The sequence below is a fragment of the Streptococcus sp. k-628 genome (assembly GCF_013277475.1).
Lineage (GTDB): Bacteria > Bacillota > Bacilli > Lactobacillales > Streptococcaceae > Streptococcus.
Genome location: NZ_VMMZ01000028.1, coordinates 22,450 through 43,305 on the forward strand (window position 1 = coordinate 22,450; position 20,856 = coordinate 43,305).

The following is a 20,856-nucleotide window of genomic DNA, read 5'->3' on the forward strand; positions in this document are numbered from 1 at the left end:
GTTAGTGAATGTGATACTATTATAAAGTTGTTTTCAAGGCAGTTGATTGATAGAGGAGTATGAAATATGGTACTGGATAAGGCAAGTTGTGATTTGCTTCAATATTTGATGGATCAAGAAACGTCCAAAACGATTATGGGGATTTCGAAAGATTTGAAAGAGTCAAGAAGGAAAATTTATTATCACATTGACAAAATCAATGCTGCTCTGGGTGACGAGGCGCTTCACATCATTAGTATTCCACGAATTGGTATTCACTTAACGGAAGAGCAGAGAGATGCTTGTTGTGAACTATTATCGGAAGTAGATTCGTACGATTATATCATGAGTGCGCATGAACGTATGATGATAATGTTACTATGGATAGGTATTTCTAAAGAACGTATTACGATTGAAAAATTGATGGAGTTAACAGAGGTGTCTAGGAATACTGTTCTCAATGATTTGAATAGTATTCGTTATCAACTAACTTTGGAACAATATCAGGTGACCTTGCAAGTGAGCAAGTCACAGGGATACCATCTTCATGCCCAACCTCTTAATAAAATTCAGTATCTTCAATCGCTTCTATATCATATTTTTATGGAAGAAAATGCCACTTTTGTATCTATTTTAGAAGATAAGATGAAAGAGAGGTTAGATGGTGAGTGTTTGCTTTCTGTTGAAATGAACCAATTTTTTAAGGAACAGGTTCCTTTAGTTGAACAAGATTTAGGGAAGAAAATAAATCATCATGAAGTAACTTTTATGTTGCAGGTTCTACCTTATTTGCTGTTAAGCTGTCATAATGTTGAACAGTATCAAGAAAGACATCAGGATATAGAGAAAGAATTTTCTTTGATAAGAAAAAGAATAGAGTATCAGGTGTCTAAGAAATTAGGAGAACGGTTGTTTCAAAAGTTTGAAATTTCTTTGTCAGAACTTGAAGTTTCTCTTGTAGCTGTTCTTCTCCTCTCCTATCGTAAAGATTTGGATATTCATGCAGAAAGTGATGATTTTCGGCAATTAAAACTTGCTTTAGAAGAATTTATCTGGTATTTTGAATCACAAATCCGAATGGAGATTGAGAACAAGGATGATTTGTTAAGAAATTTGATGATCCACTGTAAAGCCTTGTTATTTAGAAAGACTTACGGTATTTTTTCTAAAAATCCTCTAACAAAACAAATTCGATCCAAGTATGGAGAATTATTTTTAGTCACTAGAAAATCTGCGGAAATTTTAGAAGGAGCATGGTTTATTCGGCTAACAGACGATGATATTGCCTATTTGACGATTCATATTGGAGGATTTTTAAAGTATACACCATCGTCTCAAAAAAATATGAAAAAAGTTTATCTCGTTTGTGATGAAGGTGTTGCGGTTTCGAGACTTTTGCTGAAACAATGCAAACTTTATTTTCCAAATGAGCAAATTGGCACTGTATTTACAACAGAACAATTTAAGAGTGTGGAAGATATTGCACAAGTTGATGTAGTGATTACTACTAATGATGATTTGGATAGCAGATTTCCGATTTTAAGGGTTAATCCTATCCTTGAAGCAGAAGATATTTTGAAAATGCTAGACTATCTTAAACACAATATATTTCGTAATGAGAGCAAAAGTTTCAGTGAAAATCTTTCTAGTCTTATTTCGTCTTATATTGTAGACAGCAAGTTGGCTAGTAAGTTCCAAGAAGAGGTTCAAACACTTATAAATCAAGAAATAGTAGTTCAAGCTTTTTTGGAAGATATTTGAAGGACAGTCCAATGATGAACACAAACCTGTGTTTTTCTTGGTCTTTTTTAGTGTTTTGAAGGGTGGTATACTAGTTTCAAAGATAACAATTATATCCAAAGGAGGCAACATATGCCAAACGTCAAAGAAATTACAAGAGAGTCATGGATTTTAGCTACTTTCCCAGAGTGGGGAACCTGGTTGAACGAAGAAATCGAAGAAGAAGTCGTACCTGAAGGCAATTTTGCCATGTGGTGGCTAGGCAACTGTGGTACTTGGATTAAGACACCATGTGGTGCTAACGTTGTCATGGACCTTTGGTCAAACCGTGGAAAATCAACTAAAAAAGTGAAAGATATGGTTCGTGGGCACCAAATGGCAAATATGGCAGGTGTTCGTAAGTTGCAACCAAATTTGCGTGTTCAGCCAATGGTTATTGATCCATTTGCTATCAACGAACTCGACTACTACTTGGTTTCACACTTCCATAGTGACCATATCGATCCATACACAGCTGCAGCAATTCTCAACAATCCTAAGTTAGAGCATGTTAAGTTTATCGGTCCTTACCACTGTGGACGAATCTGGGAAGGATGGGGTGTTCCAAAAGAACGTATCATCGTTGTTAAACCAGGTGACACTATCGAATTAAAAGATATGAAGATTCATGCAGTAGAATCATTTGACCGTACTTGCTTGGTAACTCTCCCAGTGAACGGTGCTGATGAGACAGGCGGTGAACTTGCTGGCTTAGCTGTTACAGATGAAGAAATGGCTCAAAAGGCTGTTAACTATATCTTTGAAACACCAGGTGGAACCATCTATCATGGTGCAGATTCTCACTTCTCAAACTATTTTGCAAAACATGGTAAAGACTTTAAAATTGATGTTGCTTTGAATAACTATGGTGAAAATCCGGTAGGTATCCAAGATAAAATGACATCTATCGACCTTCTTCGTATGGCAGAAAATCTGCGTACCAAAGTCATTATCCCAGTTCACTATGATATCTGGTCTAACTTCATGGCTTCTACTAATGAGATTCTAGAACTTTGGAAAATGAGAAAAGATCGCTTGCAATACGATTTCCATCCATTTATCTGGGAAGTTGGCGGTAAGTACACTTATCCTCAAGATCAACACTTAGTAGAATACCATCATCCACGTGGTTTTGATGATTGTTTTGAACAAGACTCTAACATTCAATTTAAAGCTTTGCTATAATATAAAAATATTCTTTGGAGGTTATCCGTATGTTGCATGATACGGATAATTTTCATATAATAGTAGAATAGAATGTGTGATCTAATAATCACCTCAAATAGAAAGGAAATTCTATGTCAAATCTATCTGTTAATGCAATTCGTTTCCTAGGTATTGACGCTATCAACAAAGCCAACTCAGGTCACCCAGGTGTGGTCATGGGAGCAGCTCCGATGGCTTACAGCCTCTTTACAAAACAACTTCGTATCAATCCAGCTCAACCAAACTGGATTAACCGCGACCGTTTTATTCTTTCAGCTGGTCATGGTTCAATGCTTCTATATGCCCTTCTTCACCTTTCTGGTTTTGAAGATGTCAGCATGGATGAAATCAAGAGCTTCCGCCAATGGGGTTCAAAAACACCAGGTCACCCAGAATTTGGTCATACAGCAGGAATTGATGCTACAACAGGTCCTCTAGGTCAAGGGATTTCAACTGCTACTGGTTTTGCCCAAGCAGAACGTTTCTTGGCAGCCAAATATAACCGAGAAGGCTACAATATCTTTGACCACTATACTTATGTTATCTGTGGAGACGGAGACTTGATGGAAGGTGTCTCAAGTGAGGCGGCTTCATACGCAGGTTTGCAAAAACTAGATAAGTTGGTTGTCCTTTATGATTCAAATGACATCAACTTGGATGGTGAGACAAAGGATTCCTTTACAGAAAGTGTTCGTGACCGTTACAATGCCTATGGTTGGCATACTGCCTTGGTCGAAGATGGAACAGATTTAGAAGCAATCCATGCTGCTATCGAAACAGCTAAAGCTTCAGGTAAGCCATCTTTGATTGAAGTGAAGACTGTTATTGGATACGGTTCTCCAAACAAACAGGGAACCAATGCTGTACACGGTGCCCCTCTTGGAGCAGATGAAACTGCAGCAACTCGTCAAGAGCTCGGTTGGGACTATGAACCATTTGAAATCCCAGAGCAAGTTTATGCTGATTTCAAAGAAAATGTTGCAGACCGTGGCGCATCAGCTTATGAAGCATGGACAAAATTAGTTGCTGATTATAAAGAGGCTCATCCAGAACTGGTAGCAGAAGTAGAAGCCATCATCGATGGACGTGACCCAGTTGAAGTGACTCCAGCAGACTTCCCAGCATTAGAAAATGGCTTCTCTCAAGCAACTCGTAACTCGAGTCAGGATGCCTTAAACGTTGTAGCGGCTAAGTTGCCAACTTTCCTAGGTGGATCAGCTGACCTAGCTCACTCAAACATGACTTATATCAAGACTGACGGACTTCAAGACGATGCTAATCGCTTGAACCGTAACATTCAGTTTGGTGTTCGTGAATTTGCAATGGGAACGATTTTGAACGGGATGGCTCTTCACGGTGGACTTCGTGTATACGGTGGAACTTTCTTCGTCTTCTCTGACTATGTGAAGGCAGCTGTTCGCTTGTCAGCCTTACAAGGACTTCCTGTGACTTATGTCTTTACCCACGATTCAATCGCAGTTGGTGAAGACGGTCCAACGCACGAACCAGTTGAGCACTTGGCAGGTCTTCGTGCTATGCCAAATCTGAATGTTTTCCGCCCAGCAGATGCGCGTGAAACGCAAGCAGCTTGGTACCTTGCAGTGACAAGCGAAAACACACCAACTGCCCTTGTCTTGACACGTCAAAACTTGACTGTTGAAGAGGGAACAGACTTCGACAAGGTTGCAAAAGGTGCCTATGTTGTCTATGAAAATGCAGCAGACTTTGATACGATCTTGATTGCAACAGGTTCAGAGGTCAATCTTGCTGTCGCAGCTGCTAAAGAATTGGCTAGTCAAGGCGAAAAAGTCCGCGTAGTCAGCATGCCATCTACAGATGTCTTTGATAAACAAGATGCAGCATACAAGGAAGAAATTCTTCCAGATGCAGTTCGCCGTCGTGTTGCAGTCGAAATGGGTGCGACTCAAAACTGGTACAAATATGTTGGTCTCGATGGTGCTGTTCTCGGTATTGATACCTTTGGAGCCTCTGCCCCAGCACCAAAAGTATTGGCAGAATATGGCTTTACTGTAGAAAATCTTGTAAAAGTCGTTCAAAACTTGAAATAATTCTAAAAATCAGGGCGCAAGCTCTGGTTTTTTCTTACTAGAAAAGTAAGGTACAATCTTGTAAAAGTAACTGAAATTTGATATAGTAGTCCTATGTAAAAGACAAAGGAGAATATAATGGAATCACAATATACATTTTTAATCATTCTTGTGGCTATGGTGGGCTTGATGTTCTTTACGCAACGCTCTCAAAAGAAACAAGCACAAAAGCGTATGGAAAGCTTGAATAAATTACAAAAAGGCTATGAAGTTATTACAATCGGGGGCCTTTATGGAACAGTCGATGAAGTAGATACAGAAAAGAAAACAATTGTTCTTGATGTAGATGGGGTTTACTTGACTTTTGAACTAGCTGCTATCAAGACAGTATTACCACTTAAAGAAACAGCTTCACTCGAAGGTGCAATTGAAAAATAAGACGGGATCACTAACTCCCGTTTTTCTATAAAAGAAAGGAAATGGGATGAAAAAATTAGTCTTTGTCTGTCTGGGAAATATTTGCCGCAGCCCTATGGCCGAGTTTGTGATGAAATCAATGACAGATAATTATGAAATCCAAAGTCGAGCGACTTCCTCTTGGGAACATGGCAATCCGATTCATAAGGGGACGCAAGGGATTTTTCAAGAGTATGAGATTCCTTATGACAAGAACAAGACGTCGCTTCAGATTAACAAGGAAGATTTTGAAGCCTTTGATTATATTATCGGCATGGATGCTTCGAATGTTTCTGACTTACGTCAGATGTGTCCAGTAGACTATCAAGATAAGATTTACTCATTTGCATCTGAAAGTGTACCAGATCCTTGGTATACAGGAGATTTTGAGGAAACCTATCGACGTGTTCAAGAGGGCTGTCAAGTTTGGCTAGAACGTTTAGAAAAGGAGAGTGAAGGTGGAAAATCTTAAGAATTTTTACGAAAAGTATCGAGTGTATCTGACTCGTCCACGTTTAGAGCTTTTAGCAGTAGTTACCATTGTTTTTTGTGCTGTACTCGTCTTTTTTCTAAATATTCCCAGAAAAGGTGTTCTAAAGCTTGATAATGGAACGATTGTTTACGACGGCAGTCTTGTACGTGGTAAAATGAATGGCCAAGGAACCATTACCTTCCAAAATGGAGACCAATATACAGGTGGTTTCAACAATGGAGCCTTCAACGGAAAAGGTACCTTTCAATCTAAAGAAGGCTGGACCTACGAAGGTGATTTTGTAAATGGTCAGGCTGAAGGGAAAGGGAAGCTAACAACAGAACAAGAAGTCGTTTATGAAGGGACTTTTAAACAAGGCGTTTTTCAACAAAAATAAAGCCTCCTTATCAAAGGAGGTATTGTTAGAATGTTTAAGTAAGCGCTTACCTGCAAATCCCTATCTTTCCAAGTCCCTCTTCCAAGCAAGTTTGTGAAATAAAAAAACATTTGAAATAAATTTCACAAACTTTAAAGAAAAAGCTTGCTAAGAAAAGAAAATAACAAACATTTCACAAGGTGCTAAAAATTCTTTGTGAAATGTTTATGAAACTGTTTACAAAGTTGAAATAATGCGTTATAATAAACTTGTGAAAAAATTAACAAAGGATTGAATCCTTGAAAGCTATGGAGGAAAATATGGCTGATAAAAAAACTGTGACACCAGAGGAAAAGAAACTCGCTGCTGAAAAGCATGTCGATGGATTGGTGCAAAAAGCTCTAGTTGCTCTTGAAGAAATGCGTAAGTTGGATCAAGAGCAGGTTGACTACATCGTTGCCAAAGCATCAGTAGCAGCTTTGGATGCCCACGGAGAATTGGCTTTACATGCCTTTGAAGAAACAGGACGTGGTGTATTTGAAGATAAAGCAACTAAGAACTTGTTTGCTTGTGAACACGTAGTAAACAACATGCGCCACACTAAGACAGTTGGCGTTATCGAAGAAGACGATGTAACAGGATTGACCCTGATTGCTGAACCAGTTGGTGTTGTTTGTGGTATTACCCCTACAACAAACCCAACATCAACAGCAATCTTCAAATCATTGATTTCATTGAAGACACGTAATCCAATCGTTTTTGCCTTCCACCCATCAGCTCAAGAATCATCAGCTCACGCAGCTCGTATCGTCCGCGATGCAGCTATCGCAGCTGGTGCTCCTGAAAACTGTGTACAGTGGATTACTCAACCATCTATGGAAGCAACTAGTGCGCTTATGAACCACGAAGGTATTGCGACAATTCTTGCAACAGGTGGTAACGCCATGGTGAAGGCTGCGTACTCATGTGGTAAACCAGCTCTTGGAGTAGGTGCTGGAAACGTTCCAGCTTATGTTGAAAAATCAGCTAACATTCGCCAAGCTGCACACGATATCGTCATGTCTAAATCATTTGATAACGGTATGGTCTGTGCATCTGAACAAGCGGTTATCATTGATAAAGAAATTTACGATGAATTTGTAGCAGAGTTCAAATCTTACCATACTTACTTTGTAAACAAGAAAGAAAAAGCTCTTCTTGAAGAATTCTGCTTTGGCGTGAAAGCAAACAGCAAAAACTGTGCTGGTGCAAAATTGAACGCTGACATCGTTGGTAAACCAGCAACTTGGATTGCAGAACAAGCAGGATTTACAGTTCCAGAAGGAACAAACATTCTTGCTGCTGAATGTAAAGAAGTTGGTGAAAATGAGCCATTGACTCGTGAAAAATTATCACCAGTTATCGCAGTTTTGAAATCTGAAAGCCGTGAAGATGGTATTATTAAGGCTCGTCAAATGGTTGAATTTAACGGTCTTGGTCACTCAGCAGCCATCCATACAGCTGACGAAGAATTGACTAAAGAATTTGGTAAAGCTGTTAAAGCTATTCGTGTTATCTGTAACTCACCTTCTACTTTCGGTGGTATCGGGGACGTTTACAATGCCTTCTTACCATCATTGACACTTGGATGTGGTTCTTACGGACGCAACTCAGTTGGGGATAACGTTAGTGCCATTAACCTCTTGAATATCAAAAAAGTCGGAAGACGGAGAAATAACATGCAATGGATGAAACTTCCTTCAAAAACATACTTTGAACGTGATTCAATTCAATACCTTCAAAAATGTCGTGACGTTGAACGTGTCATGATCGTTACTGACCATGCCATGGTAGAGCTTGGTTTCCTTGATCGTATCATCGAACAACTTGATCTTCGTCGTAATAAGGTTGTTTACCAAATCTTTGCTGATGTAGAACCAGATCCAGATATCACAACTGTAAACCGTGGTACTGAGATTATGCGTGCCTTTAAACCAGATACAATCATCGCTCTTGGTGGTGGTTCTCCGATGGATGCCGCTAAAGTAATGTGGCTCTTCTACGAACAACCAGAAGTGGACTTCCGTGACCTTGTTCAAAAATTCATGGATATCCGTAAACGTGCCTTCAAATTCCCATTGCTTGGTAAGAAGACTAAATTCATCGCTATCCCAACTACATCTGGTACAGGATCTGAAGTAACACCATTTGCCGTTATCTCTGATAAAGCAAACAACCGTAAATACCCAATCGCTGACTACTCATTGACACCAACTGTGGCAATCGTAGACCCTGCCTTGGTATTGACAGTTCCTGGATTTGTTGCTGCGGATACTGGTATGGACGTATTGACTCACGCGACTGAAGCTTACGTATCACAAATGGCTAGCGACTACACTGACGGTCTTGCACTTCAAGCCATCAAACTTGTATTCGAAAACCTTGAAAGCTCAGTTAAGAATGCAGACTTCCACTCACGTGAGAAAATGCATAACGCTTCAACAATCGCTGGTATGGCCTTTGCCAATGCCTTCCTAGGTATTTCTCACTCAATGGCTCATAAGATTGGTGCGCAATTCCACACAATCCACGGTCGTACAAATGCAATCTTGCTTCCATACGTCATCCGCTACAACGGTACACGTCCAGCTAAGACAGCAACATGGCCTAAGTACAACTACTACCGTGCAGATGAAAAATACCAAGATATCGCACGCATGCTTGGACTTCCAGCTTCTACTCCAGAAGAAGGTGTGGAATCTTACGCAAAAGCTGTCTACGAACTTGGTGAGCGCGTAGGTATCCAAATGAACTTCAAAGCACAAGGAATCGATGAAAAAGAATGGAAAGAACATTCTCGTGAATTGGCCTTCCTTGCTTACGAAGATCAATGTTCACCAGCTAACCCACGTCTTCCAATGGTTGACCACATGCAAGAAATCATCGAAGATTCTTACTATGGCTACAAAGAAAGACCAGGACGCCGTAAATAATTGTTATCAGCCTAGAGGCAGGAGTTATCCTGTCTCTTTTTTGTAATTCTATTTGAAAAATGGTATAATCATCGCATATATTTATTTGAAGATCAAATCTTTTATAATCATGCGAGGGGCAAATGAACAAGATAAATGAGTTAGGGGATAAAGTGCGACTTTTAAGAGAGGAGAAAGGACTTAGTCGTCCAGTTTTTTGCGGGGATGAGTCTGAATTATCAGTCCGTCAGCTGGTGCGGATAGAAAAAGGAGAATTTCGCCCGACGATAAAAACACTAGAATATATTGCAGAACGATTAGAAATTCCGTCCTACGTCTTGATGCCAGACTATAAGGAATTACCCAAGCGTTACCAAGAATTAAAGTACTTTCTTTTACATCATCCTGACTATGGAGACAAGGAGTTGCAGGAACAGAAGGAAGAATATTTTGATGAGATTTTTGAGTGTTTTTATGATGATTTGCCACGTGATGAGAAGGTGCTAGTGGATTGTCTTCAAGCTATAGATGCAGTGAGAGCAACTGGTAATTCTTTGTATGGTACCAGTTTGCTTGAAAATGGTCTGCATAACTTACTATCCAGAGATGTATATAAAGCCGAGGACTTGTTGAAATTGAGACTGTATTTCAACTGTCAGTTAATGGATGGTTTAAATGTGGGTGAGATAAAAAAGTCTGAGCATGAAACTATTCTTTGTTTTCATGACAAACTAAGTTCTCAGGTTGATAAGATAGAGTTCGATTGTTTGGACTTGCTTAGAGATTCCTTGTTAGCTTCTTTAGCTTGTATAGAAATTATGGGGCTGTTTCGTTATTTTAAGAGAGCAGTTGAGACCTTAAATAAAATAGGGCAGAAAACACGAGATTTCCAAAAGCAACCGATTGTCTTGATGGTAGAATGGAAATATTATATTCAGATGGATTATGATACAGCTAAACAAAAGTATGAAGAAGCAAAAATGATGGCGAGGATGTTTGGCAATGAGAAGTTAATCGTTAGTTTAGATAATGAATGGAGCGAAGACTTAGAAAGGTATTGTTAAATGCTTTATAGGAGTGACATTTCTGTCATTGAGAGAATGCCGCTTTTTTGTTACAATGAATTTTATACTCAATGAAAATCAAAGAGCAAAGTAGGAAACTAGCCGCAGGCTGTACTTGAGTACGGCAAGGCGACGTTGACGTGGTTTGAAGAGATTTTCGAAGAGTATTACTTGATATACATCCAGAAGCAAATTAGGCAATAGAGAAAAAATTCTAAGCAGTAGGTTCATAGTGGCAATCAGTGCTGATGTCGCTTGAAGGCTTTTCTATAAGTATGATGTATGACGATAACAGTTTTAAATAAGGGGGAAAGAATGTCCATTTTATCCATTAAAAATATTTCAAAGTTTTACACTTTGGACGGTAAACATCAAGAGCAGGCTCTAAGAAATATTAACCTGCAGATTGCAAAAGGTAAAATTACAGCGATTTACGGTCCGTCAGGCTGTGGCAAAACCAGTCTACTAAACATCATCAGCGGTTTAGACAGACAATATGAAGGAGGTTTAGAGTTTAAAGGGGAATCCCTCCGTGACTTATCAGAGATTGAACTAACTCAATTTCGTAAAAACAAGATTGGATTTGTGTTTCAAAACTTTAATCTCATTCCTCATCAGTCTGTCTTGGACAATGTCAAGCTACCTCTCTATGTCAAAGATTTATCTGACAGGGAGATGACAATGATTGCAAAGGAGCAATTAAGTAACTTGGGCATGGAACCTTTTATGGCTAAAAATGTTAAACAGCTTTCTGGCGGGCAAAAGCAACGCGTGGCAATCGCGCGTGCCTTGGTAAATCAGCCTGATATGATTGTAGCAGATGAGCCAACAGGGTCACTGGACTCTCAATCCCAAGAAATGGTATTGGAAGTGTTTAAAAAATTAGCCCAAACAGGGAAAACAGTATTGATCGTAACCCATAATCCAGAGGTTGCTGAATATGCAGATGTGATTATCAAAATGAAGGATGGTAAAGTCGTTGAAGAAGTCAAAAAATAAAGGATTATCATTGAAAAATAAATTCAAACTTTCTTTAAATAACTTTCTGGAAAGAAAGTGGCGTAACCTATTGATTGCGCTAGCAACCTCAATCGGTTTTGTAGGAGTCTTAATTTCTTTCGGCTTGGGAAATGCTTTGATTTCGATGATTGATGAAAATACGAATGGAGGTCAAATCCCTTCTCAAGTTCAGATTGCTTTAAACACAAAAAATGTTGGACGAGGCTTTTTGAACCAAGATGATAAGAACTATATCACGGATACAGTTGGGAAAGAAACTATTAAATATTTGGAGAGTCCTTTTGGGATGATCATGTCAAATATTACTATAGATGGTCAAGAAATGGATCTGAGTCAAACGATGCCTTCTTATGCTCAAGTAGTGAGTCTATATGAGGATACAAGTATTTCTGTTAGTAGTAATGAGACGGACAAAGTGTTGGCTGGATCCCTCTATACTGATACAAATGAACAGGGTTTGACAATTCCAAGCAGTTTACTAAAAAATTGGAATGAACAGACAGGAAAAAATCTGACAGCTAGTGATGTTATTGGCAAATCAGTCTCAGCAAGTATTGTAGAAAATGCTGCCGAAGCTAGCAAGACTGCTCAATTTCAAACGAAGATTGTGCGTGTGATCAATGATGAAGATGACCTGGAGGACAGCAACAGTTTCATGCCGTCTCATCAAATGGAAACGATTTTGAAAGAAGCTGGATTTACAAAAGCTGTATCTTATTTTATCTTGGAACTCAAAGATCCATCACAAACAAAAGCGATAACAGAAGAATTACAGAAAAATAAGAAGTATACTGTTCTTTCTCAACAGAAGGTTCTTGATATTGTGATTACTTTTATTCGTGTCATTCAGGGATTGTTGATTGTACTTTCATCACAAGCTATTGTGGTAGCAGCGGTCATGATTGGTATCATCATTTACATCAATATCATGCAACGTTCTAAGGAAATAGGTGTCATGAAGGCAGTTGGTTATCAAAATCGTGATGTCAAAGGAATTTTTATTTACGAGGCTATCTGGATTGTAGGGATCGCCTTGCTGCTGGCATTTTTGGTTGCACAAGGGGTGGGAAGTTTGGCGAATGCGGTTGTAAATCACTTTTACCCATCCATCACTAAGGTTTTTGAATTAAATTTGTTATCTGTTTTAGGAACTCTAGCTTTCGCTCTCTTGCTTGGTTATGTATCAGCTTACTTCCCGGCGCGTAAAATTAGTAAAATGGATCCTGTAGAATCGCTACGATATGAATAGTAAGGAAGTTCTTGATCTATAGCCTTAAAAAGAAACTAACATAGAAAAACAATGCCCGTACTTGCAATTAAACTTAAATAGTTATATAATAGGTTTGTTGAAAGGTGATTTGTAGTGATTCAAGTTACTCTTTTCACAATAAAAATTTCATGATTTTCATAAGGAGGAAATCACTAATGGTAGTTAAAGTTGGTATTAACGGTTTCGGACGTATCGGTCGTCTTGCTTTCCGTCGTATCCAAAACGTAGAAGGTGTTGAAGTTACTCGTATCAACGACCTTACAGATCCAGTTATGCTTGCACACTTGTTGAAATACGACACAACTCAAGGTCGTTTCGACGGTACTGTTGAAGTTAAAGAAGGTGGATTTGAAGTTAACGGTAAATTCATCAAAGTTTCTGCTGAACGTGATCCAGAACAAATCGACTGGGCTAACGACGGTGTAGAAATCGTTCTTGAAGCTACTGGTTTCTTTGCTAAGAAAGCAGCTGCTGAAAAACACTTGCACGCTGGTGGAGCTAAAAAAGTTGTTATCACTGCTCCTGGTGGAAACGACGTTAAAACAGTTGTATTCAACACTAACCACGACGTTCTTGACGGTACTGAAACAGTTATCTCAGGTGCTTCATGTACTACAAACTGCTTGGCTCCTATGGCTAAAGCTCTTCAAGATAACTTTGGTGTTGTAGAAGGATTGATGACTACTATCCACGCTTACACTGGTGACCAAATGATCCTTGACGGACCACACCGTGGTGGTGACCTTCGCCGTGCTCGCGCTGGTGCTGCAAACATCGTTCCTAACTCAACTGGTGCTGCAAAAGCTATCGGTCTTGTAATCCCAGAATTGAACGGTAAACTTGACGGATCTGCACAACGCGTTCCAACTCCAACTGGATCAGTTACTGAATTGGTAGCAGTTCTTGAAAAGAACGTTACTGTTGATGAAGTGAACGCAGCTATGAAAGCAGCTTCAAACGAATCATACGGTTACACAGAAGATCCAATCGTATCTTCAGATATCGTAGGTATGTCTTACGGTTCATTGTTTGACGCAACTCAAACTAAAGTTCTTGACGTTGACGGTAAACAATTGGTTAAAGTTGTATCATGGTACGACAACGAAATGTCATACACTGCACAACTTGTTCGTACTCTTGAATACTTCGCAAAAATCGCTAAATAATTCTTGAGTCGATAAAAAGCGGCTCTTTGTCAACTGTAGTGGGTTGATGAAAAGCTAAGATCTAGAAAGGACAAATTTCGTCCTTTCTTTTTTGATGTTCAGAGCGATAAAAATCCGTTTTTTGAAGTTTTCAAAGTTCCGAAAACCAAAGGCATTTCGTTTGATAAGCTTGATGAGATTATTAGTGGCTTCCAATTTTGCGTTAGAATAGGGTAGTTGAAGAGCGTTGACAATTTTTTCTTTGTCCTTGATAAAGGTTTTAAAAACAGTCTGAAAAAGAGGATGAACCGGCTTAAGATTGTCCTCAATAAGTCCGAAAAATTTCTCTGATTCCTTATTCTGAAAGTGAAAAAGCAAGAGTTGATAGAGATTATAGTGGTGTTTCAAGTCTTCTGAATAGCTCAAAAGCTTGTCAAGAATCTCTTTATTGGTTAAGTGCATACGAAAAGTAGGGCGATAAAATCGCTTATCACTGAGTTTACGACTATCTTGTTGAATGAGCTTCCAGTAACGCTTGATAGCCTTGTATTCATGGGATTTTTGATCGAACTGATTCATGATTTGGACACGCACACGACTCATAGCACGGCTTAAATGTTGTACAATATGGAAACGATCTAGAACGACTTTAGCACATGGAAAAAGCTGTTTAGCTAAGGCATAGTAGGGACTAAACATATCCATAGTAATGATTTTCACTCGACATCGGACGGCTCTATCATATTTAAGAAAGTGATTTCGAATAATAGCTTGTGTTCTTCCCTCAAGAACAGTGATGATATTGAGATTGTCAAAATCTTGCGCAATGAAACTCATCTTTCCCTTGGTAAAGGAGTACTCATCCCAAGACATAGTCTTTGGAAGCCGAGAAAAATCATGCTTAAAGTGAAAGTCATTGAGCTTGCGAATAACAGTTGAAGTTGAAATGCCAAGCTGATGAGCAATATCGGTCATAGAAGTTTTTTCAATCAGCTTCTGAGCAATTTTTTGGTTGATGATACGAGGGATTTGATGATTTTTCTTTACTAGAGGAGTCTCAGCAACCATCATTTTTGAGCACTGATAGCAGTTAAAACGGCGTTTTCTAAGGAGAATTCTAGTAGGCATACCAGTTGTTTCGAGGTAAGGGAGCTTAGATGGTTTTTGAAAGTCATATTTTTTCATTAGACTTCCACAATCAGGACAAGAAGGGGCCTCATAATCCAGTCTAGCGATGATTTCTTTGTGGGTATCCCTATTTATGATGTCTATAATCTGGATATTAGGGTCTTTAATATCGAGTAGTTTTGTGATAAAATGTAATTGTTCCATATGATTCTTTCTAATGATGGTTTTGTCGCTTTTCATTATAGATCTTATGGGACTTTTTTTCTACAACAAAATAGGCTCCATAATATCTATAGGGGATTTACCCACTACAAATATTATAGAGCCTAAAAAGCAGGGCCTCTTGGTCTTGCTTTTCTTATATGGAAAAATGGATGACACAATCATCCATTCTTTTTTAATTCTGTTTCAAAAGTATTCGAGAGGGCAGTGAAGTTTAATTTTTCTAATGTAAGTGGATGGGTAAAGGAAAGTCGAAAGGCGTGGAGCATAAGCCGACTTGATTTTGATTTACTATTATAGAGAGGGTCGCCCAAAATAGGGAAGTTATGATGCGAAAGGTGCACACGGATTTGATGGGTTCGACCTGTCTTTAGTTTGCAACGAACCAAGGAAGTCTTGTTTGGAAATTGCTTTAATCTGCTTACATGCGTTTCGGCATATTGCCCATTTTTTGTATCAACTACTCGTTTTCTGCGATCATGGCGATCACGTCCGATTTTGTCTTTGAAAACAAGTTCTTTGCTGCTGATATTTCCATCAACTAGTGCCCAATATTCCCTAGAAATCTCTTTTTTCTCCAGTAAGCGATTGAGAATAGGCAGGATAAAAGGATTTTTGGCAAAGAGAATCAAGCCACTGGTTTCCATGTCCAGACGATGAATGACATAACAGGTCTGGCCAACGTAGGCACTGACATGGTTAAGAAGAGCAATTTCGTTTGGTTGGTTACCGTGTGTTTTCATACCCTCAGGTTTGTTTACAATAATCAAGTGTTGATCTTGATAAACTTCCTGAATAAGGTTTGGGTTGCCCCAAGGAATTTCTTTTTCGGGATAATCTTCCTCGTCAAAAGTCAATTGGCAAACATCTCCAGGATTTACCGTCTCGTTCCAATGAACTTCTCGCTGATTAATCAAAAGGTGTTTCTTGATTCTCAAAAAATGACGGATTTTTCTAGGGATGAGGAGTTGCTCCTCAAGTAATTGCTTTACCGTCATTTGAGGTAGAGAGTCTGGTAATGTAAATGTGAATTGCATACAGATATTGTAACAAAAAAAGCCCTATTTGGATAGGAAATAGCTAAATTCTTGTCTTCCTATGATGAAGATGATAAAATAAACGCATGAAATTAGATAAATTATTCGAGAAATTTCTTTCTCTTTTTAAAAAAGAAACAAGTGAATCAGAGGATTCGGGGTCTACTAGCTTGCGTCGTTCTCGCAGTGATCGAAAAAAATTAGCCCAAGTGGGTCCGATTCGAAAATTCTGGCGTCGCTATCATCTAACAAAGATTGTCCTTATACTAGGTTTGAGTGCAGGCTTGCTAGTTGGAACCTATTTGTTTGCTGTAGCTAAGTCAACCAATGTTAACGATTTGCAAAACGCCTTGAAAACTCGAACTATCATTTTTGACCGTGAAGAAAAAGAGGCTGGTGCCTTATCTGGTCAAAAAGGAACCTATGTTGAATTGACTGATATCAGTAAAAATTTGCAGAATGCCGTTATTGCGACAGAAGACCGTTCCTTCTATAAAAATGACGGGATTAACTATGGTCGTTTCTTCTTGGCGATTGTCACTGCTGGTCGTTCAGGTGGTGGCTCTACTATTACCCAACAGCTGGCTAAAAACGCCTATTTGTCACAGGATCAAACTGTTGAGAGAAAAGCGAAAGAATTTTTCTTGGCTTTAGAATTAACCAAAAAATATAGTAAGGATCAAATTCTAACCATGTACCTTAACAACGCTTATTTTGGAAATGGTGTGTGGGGTGTAGAAGATGCGAGTAAGAAATACTTTGGAGTTTCTGCGTCAGAAGTGAGTTTGGATCAAGCTGCGACTCTGGCAGGGATGCTCAAAGGGCCGGAACTGTATAATCCCTTGAATTCTGTAGAAGATTCTACCAATCGGCGCGATACTGTCTTGCAAAATATGGTTGCGGCAGGATATATTGATAAAAACCAAGAAACCGAAGCTGCAGAAGTTGATATGAATTCGCAATTGCACGATAAGTATGAAGGGAAAATCTCAGATTATCGCTATCCTTCTTATTTTGATGCGGTTGTTAATGAAGCTGTTTCCAAGTATAATCTAACAGAGGAAGAAATCGTCAATAATGGCTACCGCATTTATACAGAGTTGGATCAAAACTACCAAGCAAATATGCAGGTTGTCTATGAAAATACAGCGCTATTTCCGAGGGCTGAGGATGGAACATTTGCTCAATCAGGAAGTGTCGCTCTCGAACCGAAAACAGGAGGAGTTCGTGGAGTTGTCGGTCAAGTTGCTGATAATGATAAAACTGGATTCCGGAATTTCAACTATGCAACTCAATCAAAACGTAGTCCTGGTTCTGCAATTAAGCCTTTAGTTGTTTATACGCCAGCAGTTGAAGCAGGCTGGGCTTTGAATAAGCTCTTGGATAACCATACCATGCAGTACGACAGCTATAAGCTTGATAACTATGCAGGAATCAAAACGAGTCGAGAAGTTCCTATGTATCAAGCCTTGGCAGAGTCGCTTAATCTGCCTGCTGTTGCCACTGTTAATGATTTGGGCGTTGATAAGGCTTTTGAGGCGGGCGAAAAATTCGGACTCAACATGGAAAAAGTTGATCGTGTTCTTGGTGTCGCATTGGGAAGCGGTGTTGAAACCAATCCTCTGCAAATGGCTCAAGCATATGCTGCCTTTGCAAATGAAGGTTTAATGCCTGAAGCTCATTTTATTAGTAGAATTGAAAATGCTAGTGGTCAGGTTATTGCGAGTCATAAAAATTCACAAAAACGAGTGATTGATAAGTCTGTAGCTGATAAGATGACCAGTATGATGTTGGGGACATTCACCAACGGTACCGGTATTAGTTCATCGCCTGCAGACTATGTCATGGCAGGGAAAACTGGAACAACTGAAGCAGTTTTCAATCCGGATTACACAAGTGACCAGTGGGTAATTGGTTATACTCCGGATGTGGTGATTAGTCATTGGCTTGGTTTTCCGACCACTGATGAAAATCACTATCTAGCAGGATCTACTTCAAACGGTGCAGCCCATGTCTTTAGAAATATTGCCAATACCATTTTACCTTATACGCCAGGAAGTACCTTTACGGTTGAAAATGCTTATAAGCAAAATGGAATTGCACCAGCTAACACAAAAAGACAAGTACAAACCAATGATAATAGCCAGACTGATGATAATTTGACTGATATTCGAGGACGTGCGCAAAGTCTAGTAGATGAGGCTAGCCGGGCTATCTCAGATGCGAAGATTAAGGAAAAGGCTCAAACAATATGGGATTCGGTAGTCAATCTATTTCGCTAAGATGCTTGTCAAAGCCTAGCTTTCTTGTTATAATAGATAAGATGGAGGCGTTATGGCACTAAAAAAAGCAAGCCTAGCTTGTGCGGTTTGTGGTTCTAGAAACTATTCAATCAAGATTAGTGGAAACCCCAAGCCTACACGACTAGAAGTAAATAAATTTTGTAAGCATTGTGGCAAGTACACTACACACAGAGAAACGAGATAGGAGAGAGCGATGCGTTTTATTGGAGATATTTTTAGACTTCTTAAAGACACAACATGGCCAACTCGCAAGGAAAGCTGGAGAGATTTTCGTTCTATCATGGAATATACAGCTTTCTTTGTAGTAATTATTTACATTTTTGACCAGTTGATTGTTTCAGGTTTGATTCGATTTATTAACATTTTTTAGAAGAGTAGTGAAAGTACACTAAAAATCTTCTATTTATGAAAGGAAATATCATGGATAGTTTTGATAAAGGGTGGTTTGTTTTACAAACTTATTCTGGTTATGAAAATAAGGTAAAAGAAAATTTATTACAACGTGCACAAACCTACAATATGTTGGATAATATTTTACGCGTTGAAATTCCAACGCAAACAGTGCAAGTTGAAAAAAATGGAAAGAGAAAAGAAGTAGAAGAAAATCGCTTTCCAGGTTATGTTCTTGTAGAAATGGTCATGACAGATGAAGCTTGGTTTGTCGTTCGAAACACACCAAATGTAACAGGATTTGTCGGATCACACGGGAACAGATCGAAACCAACTCCATTATTGGAACAAGAAATTCGTGACATTTTGGTATCTATGGGACAAACTGTTCAAGAATTTGATTTCGATGTTGAGGTTGGTCAAACCGTACGTATTATTGATGGTGCTTTTGCAGACTATACTGGTAAAATTACAGAGATTGATAACAATAAAGTGAAGATGATTATCTCTATGTTTGGTAATGACACAGTTGCAGAAGTAAACCTAAACCAAATCGCAGAATTATAACCCTGAGAGAGGCTTGTCCTCTCTTTTTTTGTGCAGTTTAGACGGTGTAGGGAACAGAATGGGGGAAATGTGCCAAAAGTGTATCTGAATCTGTTAGACTGTATCTAGAAAGGGGAAGACTATGCTTAAAGAATTGTATGAAGAAGTCCAGGGAATTGTATATAAGTGTAGAAATGAATATTACCTTCATTTATGGGAATTGTCGGACTGGGACCAAGAGGGAATGATTTGCTTACATGAATTGATCAGTAGAGAAGAAGAATTGGTAGAAGATATCCCTCGTTTAAGGCAATATTTCAAAACAAAATTCCGGAATCGAATTCTAGATTATCTCCGTAAACAAGAAAGTCAAAAACGGAGATATAATAAAGAACCTTATGAAGAAGTGGGTGAGATAAGTCATCGTATAAGTGAGGGCGGTCTGTGGCTAGATGATTATTATCTCTTTCATGAAACACTAAGAGATTATAGAAACAAACAAAGTAAAGAGAAACAAGAAGAACTAGAACGCGTCTTAAGAGATGAACGCTTCCGAGGGCGTCAAAGAGTGTTAAGAGACTTACGTATTGTGTTTAAAGAGTTTGACATCCGTACACACTAGGAAGTCATACAAAAAATTAAAAAAGATTAAAAAAGTAGTTGACAAAGTTAGAAAAGTGGGTATAATAGTAAGAGTTGAAAACAACTCAGGTCCGTTGGTCAAGGGGTTAAGACACCGCCTTTTCACGGCGGTAACACGGGTTCGAATCCCGTACGGACTATAGTATGTTGCGGTTTGAAACACTTGATGAAAAAAGTTTAAAAAAGTTTCAAAAAAGTGTTGACAAGCGAAAGCGGCTGTGATATACTAATATAGTTGTCGCTTGAGAGAAGCGAGTGACAAAGACCTTTGAAAACTGAACAAGACGAACCAATGTGCAGGGCACTACAACTAAGGTTGTAGTACTGAACAATGAAAAAACAATAAATCTGTCAGTGACAGAAATGAGTGAGAACTCAAACTTTTAATGAGAGTTTGATCCTGGCTCAGGACGAACGCTGGCGGCGTGCCTAATACATGCAAGTAGAACGCTGAAGGAGGAGCTTGCTTCTCTGGATGAGTTGCGAACGGGTGAGTAACGCGTAGGTAACCTGCCTGGTAGCGGGGGATAACTATTGGAAACGATAGCTAATACCGCATAATAGCAGTTGTTGCATGACAACTGTTTAAAAGGTGCAATTGCATCACTACCAGATGGACCTGCGTTGTATTAGCTAGTTGGTGGGGTAACGGCTCACCAAGGCGACGATACATAGCCGACCTGAGAGGGTGATCGGCCACACTGGGACTGAGACACGGCCCAGACTCCTACGGGAGGCAGCAGTAGGGAATCTTCGGCAATGGACGGAAGTCTGACCGAGCAACGCCGCGTGAGTGAAGAAGATTTTCGGATCGTAAAGCTC

General features: G+C 39.1%; 18 protein-coding genes, 1 tRNA gene and 1 rRNA gene. 18 read left to right on the plus strand and 2 right to left on the minus strand.

Features of this window, described 5'->3' with window-relative positions; translation table 11 throughout:
- Positions 1–66: 66 nt before the first annotated feature.
- The 11 genes from HT730_RS04095 (at position 67) to gap (ending at position 13,787) form a co-directional block, all read left to right on the plus strand.
- Positions 67–1,740, plus strand: a complete 1,674-nt coding sequence (locus HT730_RS04095; RefSeq protein ID WP_173306888.1) for a transcription antiterminator — start codon at positions 67–69, stop codon at positions 1,738–1,740.
- 111 nt (positions 1,741–1,851) lie between these two features.
- On the plus strand, positions 1,852–2,943 hold the full coding sequence (gene ulaG, locus HT730_RS04100; protein WP_173218202.1) for an L-ascorbate 6-phosphate lactonase: 1,092 nt from the start codon (positions 1,852–1,854) through the stop codon (positions 2,941–2,943).
- Positions 2,944–3,056: 113 nt separating this feature from the next.
- Entirely contained in the window at positions 3,057–5,033 is a 1,977-nt protein-coding gene (gene tkt, locus HT730_RS04105) for a transketolase (RefSeq protein WP_173306889.1), read from the plus strand.
- A gap of 117 nt (positions 5,034–5,150) precedes the next feature.
- Positions 5,151–5,450, plus strand: a complete 300-nt coding sequence (gene yajC, locus HT730_RS04110; protein WP_000445810.1) for a preprotein translocase subunit YajC — start codon at positions 5,151–5,153, stop codon at positions 5,448–5,450.
- Between the two features lie 46 nt (positions 5,451–5,496).
- Positions 5,497–5,940, plus strand: coding sequence for a low molecular weight protein-tyrosine-phosphatase (locus tag HT730_RS04115; protein WP_061425897.1), 444 nt, complete (start codon positions 5,497–5,499; stop codon positions 5,938–5,940).
- Positions 5,927–6,337 carry a hypothetical protein gene (locus HT730_RS04120; RefSeq protein WP_173306890.1) on the plus strand — a complete coding sequence of 137 codons (411 nt, stop codon included), beginning with the start codon at positions 5,927–5,929 and terminating at the stop codon, positions 6,335–6,337. Before HT730_RS04115 ends, HT730_RS04120 begins: the two co-directional genes overlap by 14 nt.
- A 299-nt stretch (positions 6,338–6,636) precedes the next feature.
- Complete coding sequence (gene adhE / locus HT730_RS04125; protein WP_173306891.1) at positions 6,637–9,288, plus strand: bifunctional acetaldehyde-CoA/alcohol dehydrogenase; 2,652 nt, start codon at positions 6,637–6,639, stop codon at positions 9,286–9,288.
- 122 nt (positions 9,289–9,410) lie between these two features.
- Positions 9,411–10,331 carry an XRE family transcriptional regulator gene (locus HT730_RS04130; RefSeq protein WP_173306892.1) on the plus strand — a complete coding sequence of 307 codons (921 nt, stop codon included), beginning with the start codon at positions 9,411–9,413 and terminating at the stop codon, positions 10,329–10,331.
- Between the two features lie 315 nt (positions 10,332–10,646).
- Positions 10,647–11,330, plus strand: a complete 684-nt coding sequence (locus HT730_RS04135; protein ID WP_173306893.1) for an ABC transporter ATP-binding protein — start codon at positions 10,647–10,649, stop codon at positions 11,328–11,330.
- On the plus strand, positions 11,299–12,600 hold the full coding sequence (locus tag HT730_RS04140) for an ABC transporter permease (protein ID WP_173306894.1): 1,302 nt from the start codon (positions 11,299–11,301) through the stop codon (positions 12,598–12,600). Before HT730_RS04135 ends, HT730_RS04140 begins: the two co-directional genes overlap by 32 nt.
- 176 nt (positions 12,601–12,776) lie before the next feature.
- Positions 12,777–13,787, plus strand: coding sequence for a type I glyceraldehyde-3-phosphate dehydrogenase (gene gap / locus HT730_RS04145; RefSeq protein ID WP_033687386.1), 1,011 nt, complete (start codon positions 12,777–12,779; stop codon positions 13,785–13,787).
- Between the two features lie 54 nt (positions 13,788–13,841).
- On the opposite strand, the gene HT730_RS04150 is transcribed toward gap, so the two are convergent.
- A complete protein-coding gene (locus tag HT730_RS04150) occupies positions 13,842–15,098 on the minus strand; it encodes an ISL3 family transposase (protein WP_173306895.1) in 1,257 nt (418 codons plus the stop codon).
- A 179-nt stretch (positions 15,099–15,277) separates the two neighbouring features.
- Positions 15,278–16,153, minus strand: a complete 876-nt coding sequence (locus tag HT730_RS04155) for an RluA family pseudouridine synthase (protein ID WP_345890424.1) — start codon at positions 16,151–16,153, stop codon at positions 15,278–15,280.
- Positions 16,154–16,239: 86 nt separating this feature from the next.
- Here HT730_RS04155 and pbp2a point away from each other — a divergent pair, with 86 nt between their 5' ends.
- The 7 genes from pbp2a to HT730_RS04190 form a co-directional block, all read left to right on the plus strand.
- Entirely contained in the window at positions 16,240–18,435 is a 2,196-nt protein-coding gene (gene pbp2a, locus HT730_RS04160) for a penicillin-binding protein PBP2A (RefSeq protein ID WP_173306896.1), read from the plus strand.
- Positions 18,436–18,487: 52 nt separating this feature from the next.
- Complete coding sequence (gene rpmG, locus HT730_RS04165; RefSeq protein ID WP_001809375.1) at positions 18,488–18,640, plus strand: 50S ribosomal protein L33; 153 nt, start codon at positions 18,488–18,490, stop codon at positions 18,638–18,640.
- 9 nt (positions 18,641–18,649) lie between these two features.
- Positions 18,650–18,826, plus strand: a complete 177-nt coding sequence (gene secE, locus HT730_RS04170; RefSeq protein ID WP_001210991.1) for a preprotein translocase subunit SecE — start codon at positions 18,650–18,652, stop codon at positions 18,824–18,826.
- Positions 18,827–18,876: 50 nt separating this feature from the next.
- On the plus strand, positions 18,877–19,413 hold the full coding sequence (gene nusG, locus HT730_RS04175) for a transcription termination/antitermination protein NusG (RefSeq protein WP_000376739.1): 537 nt from the start codon (positions 18,877–18,879) through the stop codon (positions 19,411–19,413).
- Positions 19,414–19,534: 121 nt separating this feature from the next.
- Positions 19,535–20,014 carry a sigma-70 family RNA polymerase sigma factor gene (locus tag HT730_RS04180; RefSeq protein WP_173306897.1) on the plus strand — a complete coding sequence of 160 codons (480 nt, stop codon included), beginning with the start codon at positions 19,535–19,537 and terminating at the stop codon, positions 20,012–20,014.
- Positions 20,015–20,102: 88 nt separating this feature from the next.
- A tRNA-Glu gene (locus HT730_RS04185) sits at positions 20,103–20,174 on the plus strand.
- A gap of 242 nt (positions 20,175–20,416) precedes the next feature.
- Positions 20,417–20,856 (plus strand): 16S ribosomal RNA (locus HT730_RS04190); the annotation flags it as partial.

Coding starts and splice junctions, on each gene's coding strand:
- HT730_RS04095 (WP_173306888.1), top strand. CDS start 67: ATGGTACTGGATAAGGCAAGTTGTGATTTGCTTCAATATTTGATGGAT.
- ulaG (WP_173218202.1), top strand. CDS start 1,852: ATGCCAAACGTCAAAGAAATTACAAGAGAGTCATGGATTTTAGCTACT.
- tkt (WP_173306889.1), top strand. CDS start 3,057: ATGTCAAATCTATCTGTTAATGCAATTCGTTTCCTAGGTATTGACGCT.
- yajC (WP_000445810.1), top strand. CDS start 5,151: ATGGAATCACAATATACATTTTTAATCATTCTTGTGGCTATGGTGGGC.
- HT730_RS04115 (WP_061425897.1), top strand. CDS start 5,497: ATGAAAAAATTAGTCTTTGTCTGTCTGGGAAATATTTGCCGCAGCCCT.
- adhE (WP_173306891.1), top strand. CDS start 6,637: ATGGCTGATAAAAAAACTGTGACACCAGAGGAAAAGAAACTCGCTGCT.
- HT730_RS04130 (WP_173306892.1), top strand. CDS start 9,411: ATGAACAAGATAAATGAGTTAGGGGATAAAGTGCGACTTTTAAGAGAG.
- HT730_RS04135 (WP_173306893.1), top strand. CDS start 10,647: ATGTCCATTTTATCCATTAAAAATATTTCAAAGTTTTACACTTTGGAC.
- HT730_RS04140 (WP_173306894.1), top strand. CDS start 11,299: ATGGTAAAGTCGTTGAAGAAGTCAAAAAATAAAGGATTATCATTGAAA.
- gap (WP_033687386.1), top strand. CDS start 12,777: ATGGTAGTTAAAGTTGGTATTAACGGTTTCGGACGTATCGGTCGTCTT.
- HT730_RS04150 (WP_173306895.1), bottom strand. CDS start 15,098: ATGGAACAATTACATTTTATCACAAAACTACTCGATATTAAAGACCCT.
- HT730_RS04155 (WP_345890424.1), bottom strand. CDS start 16,153: ATGCAATTCACATTTACATTACCAGACTCTCTACCTCAAATGACGGTA.
- pbp2a (WP_173306896.1), top strand. CDS start 16,240: ATGAAATTAGATAAATTATTCGAGAAATTTCTTTCTCTTTTTAAAAAA.
- rpmG (WP_001809375.1), top strand. CDS start 18,488: ATGGCACTAAAAAAAGCAAGCCTAGCTTGTGCGGTTTGTGGTTCTAGA.
- secE (WP_001210991.1), top strand. CDS start 18,650: ATGCGTTTTATTGGAGATATTTTTAGACTTCTTAAAGACACAACATGG.
- nusG (WP_000376739.1), top strand. CDS start 18,877: ATGGATAGTTTTGATAAAGGGTGGTTTGTTTTACAAACTTATTCTGGT.
- HT730_RS04180 (WP_173306897.1), top strand. CDS start 19,535: ATGCTTAAAGAATTGTATGAAGAAGTCCAGGGAATTGTATATAAGTGT.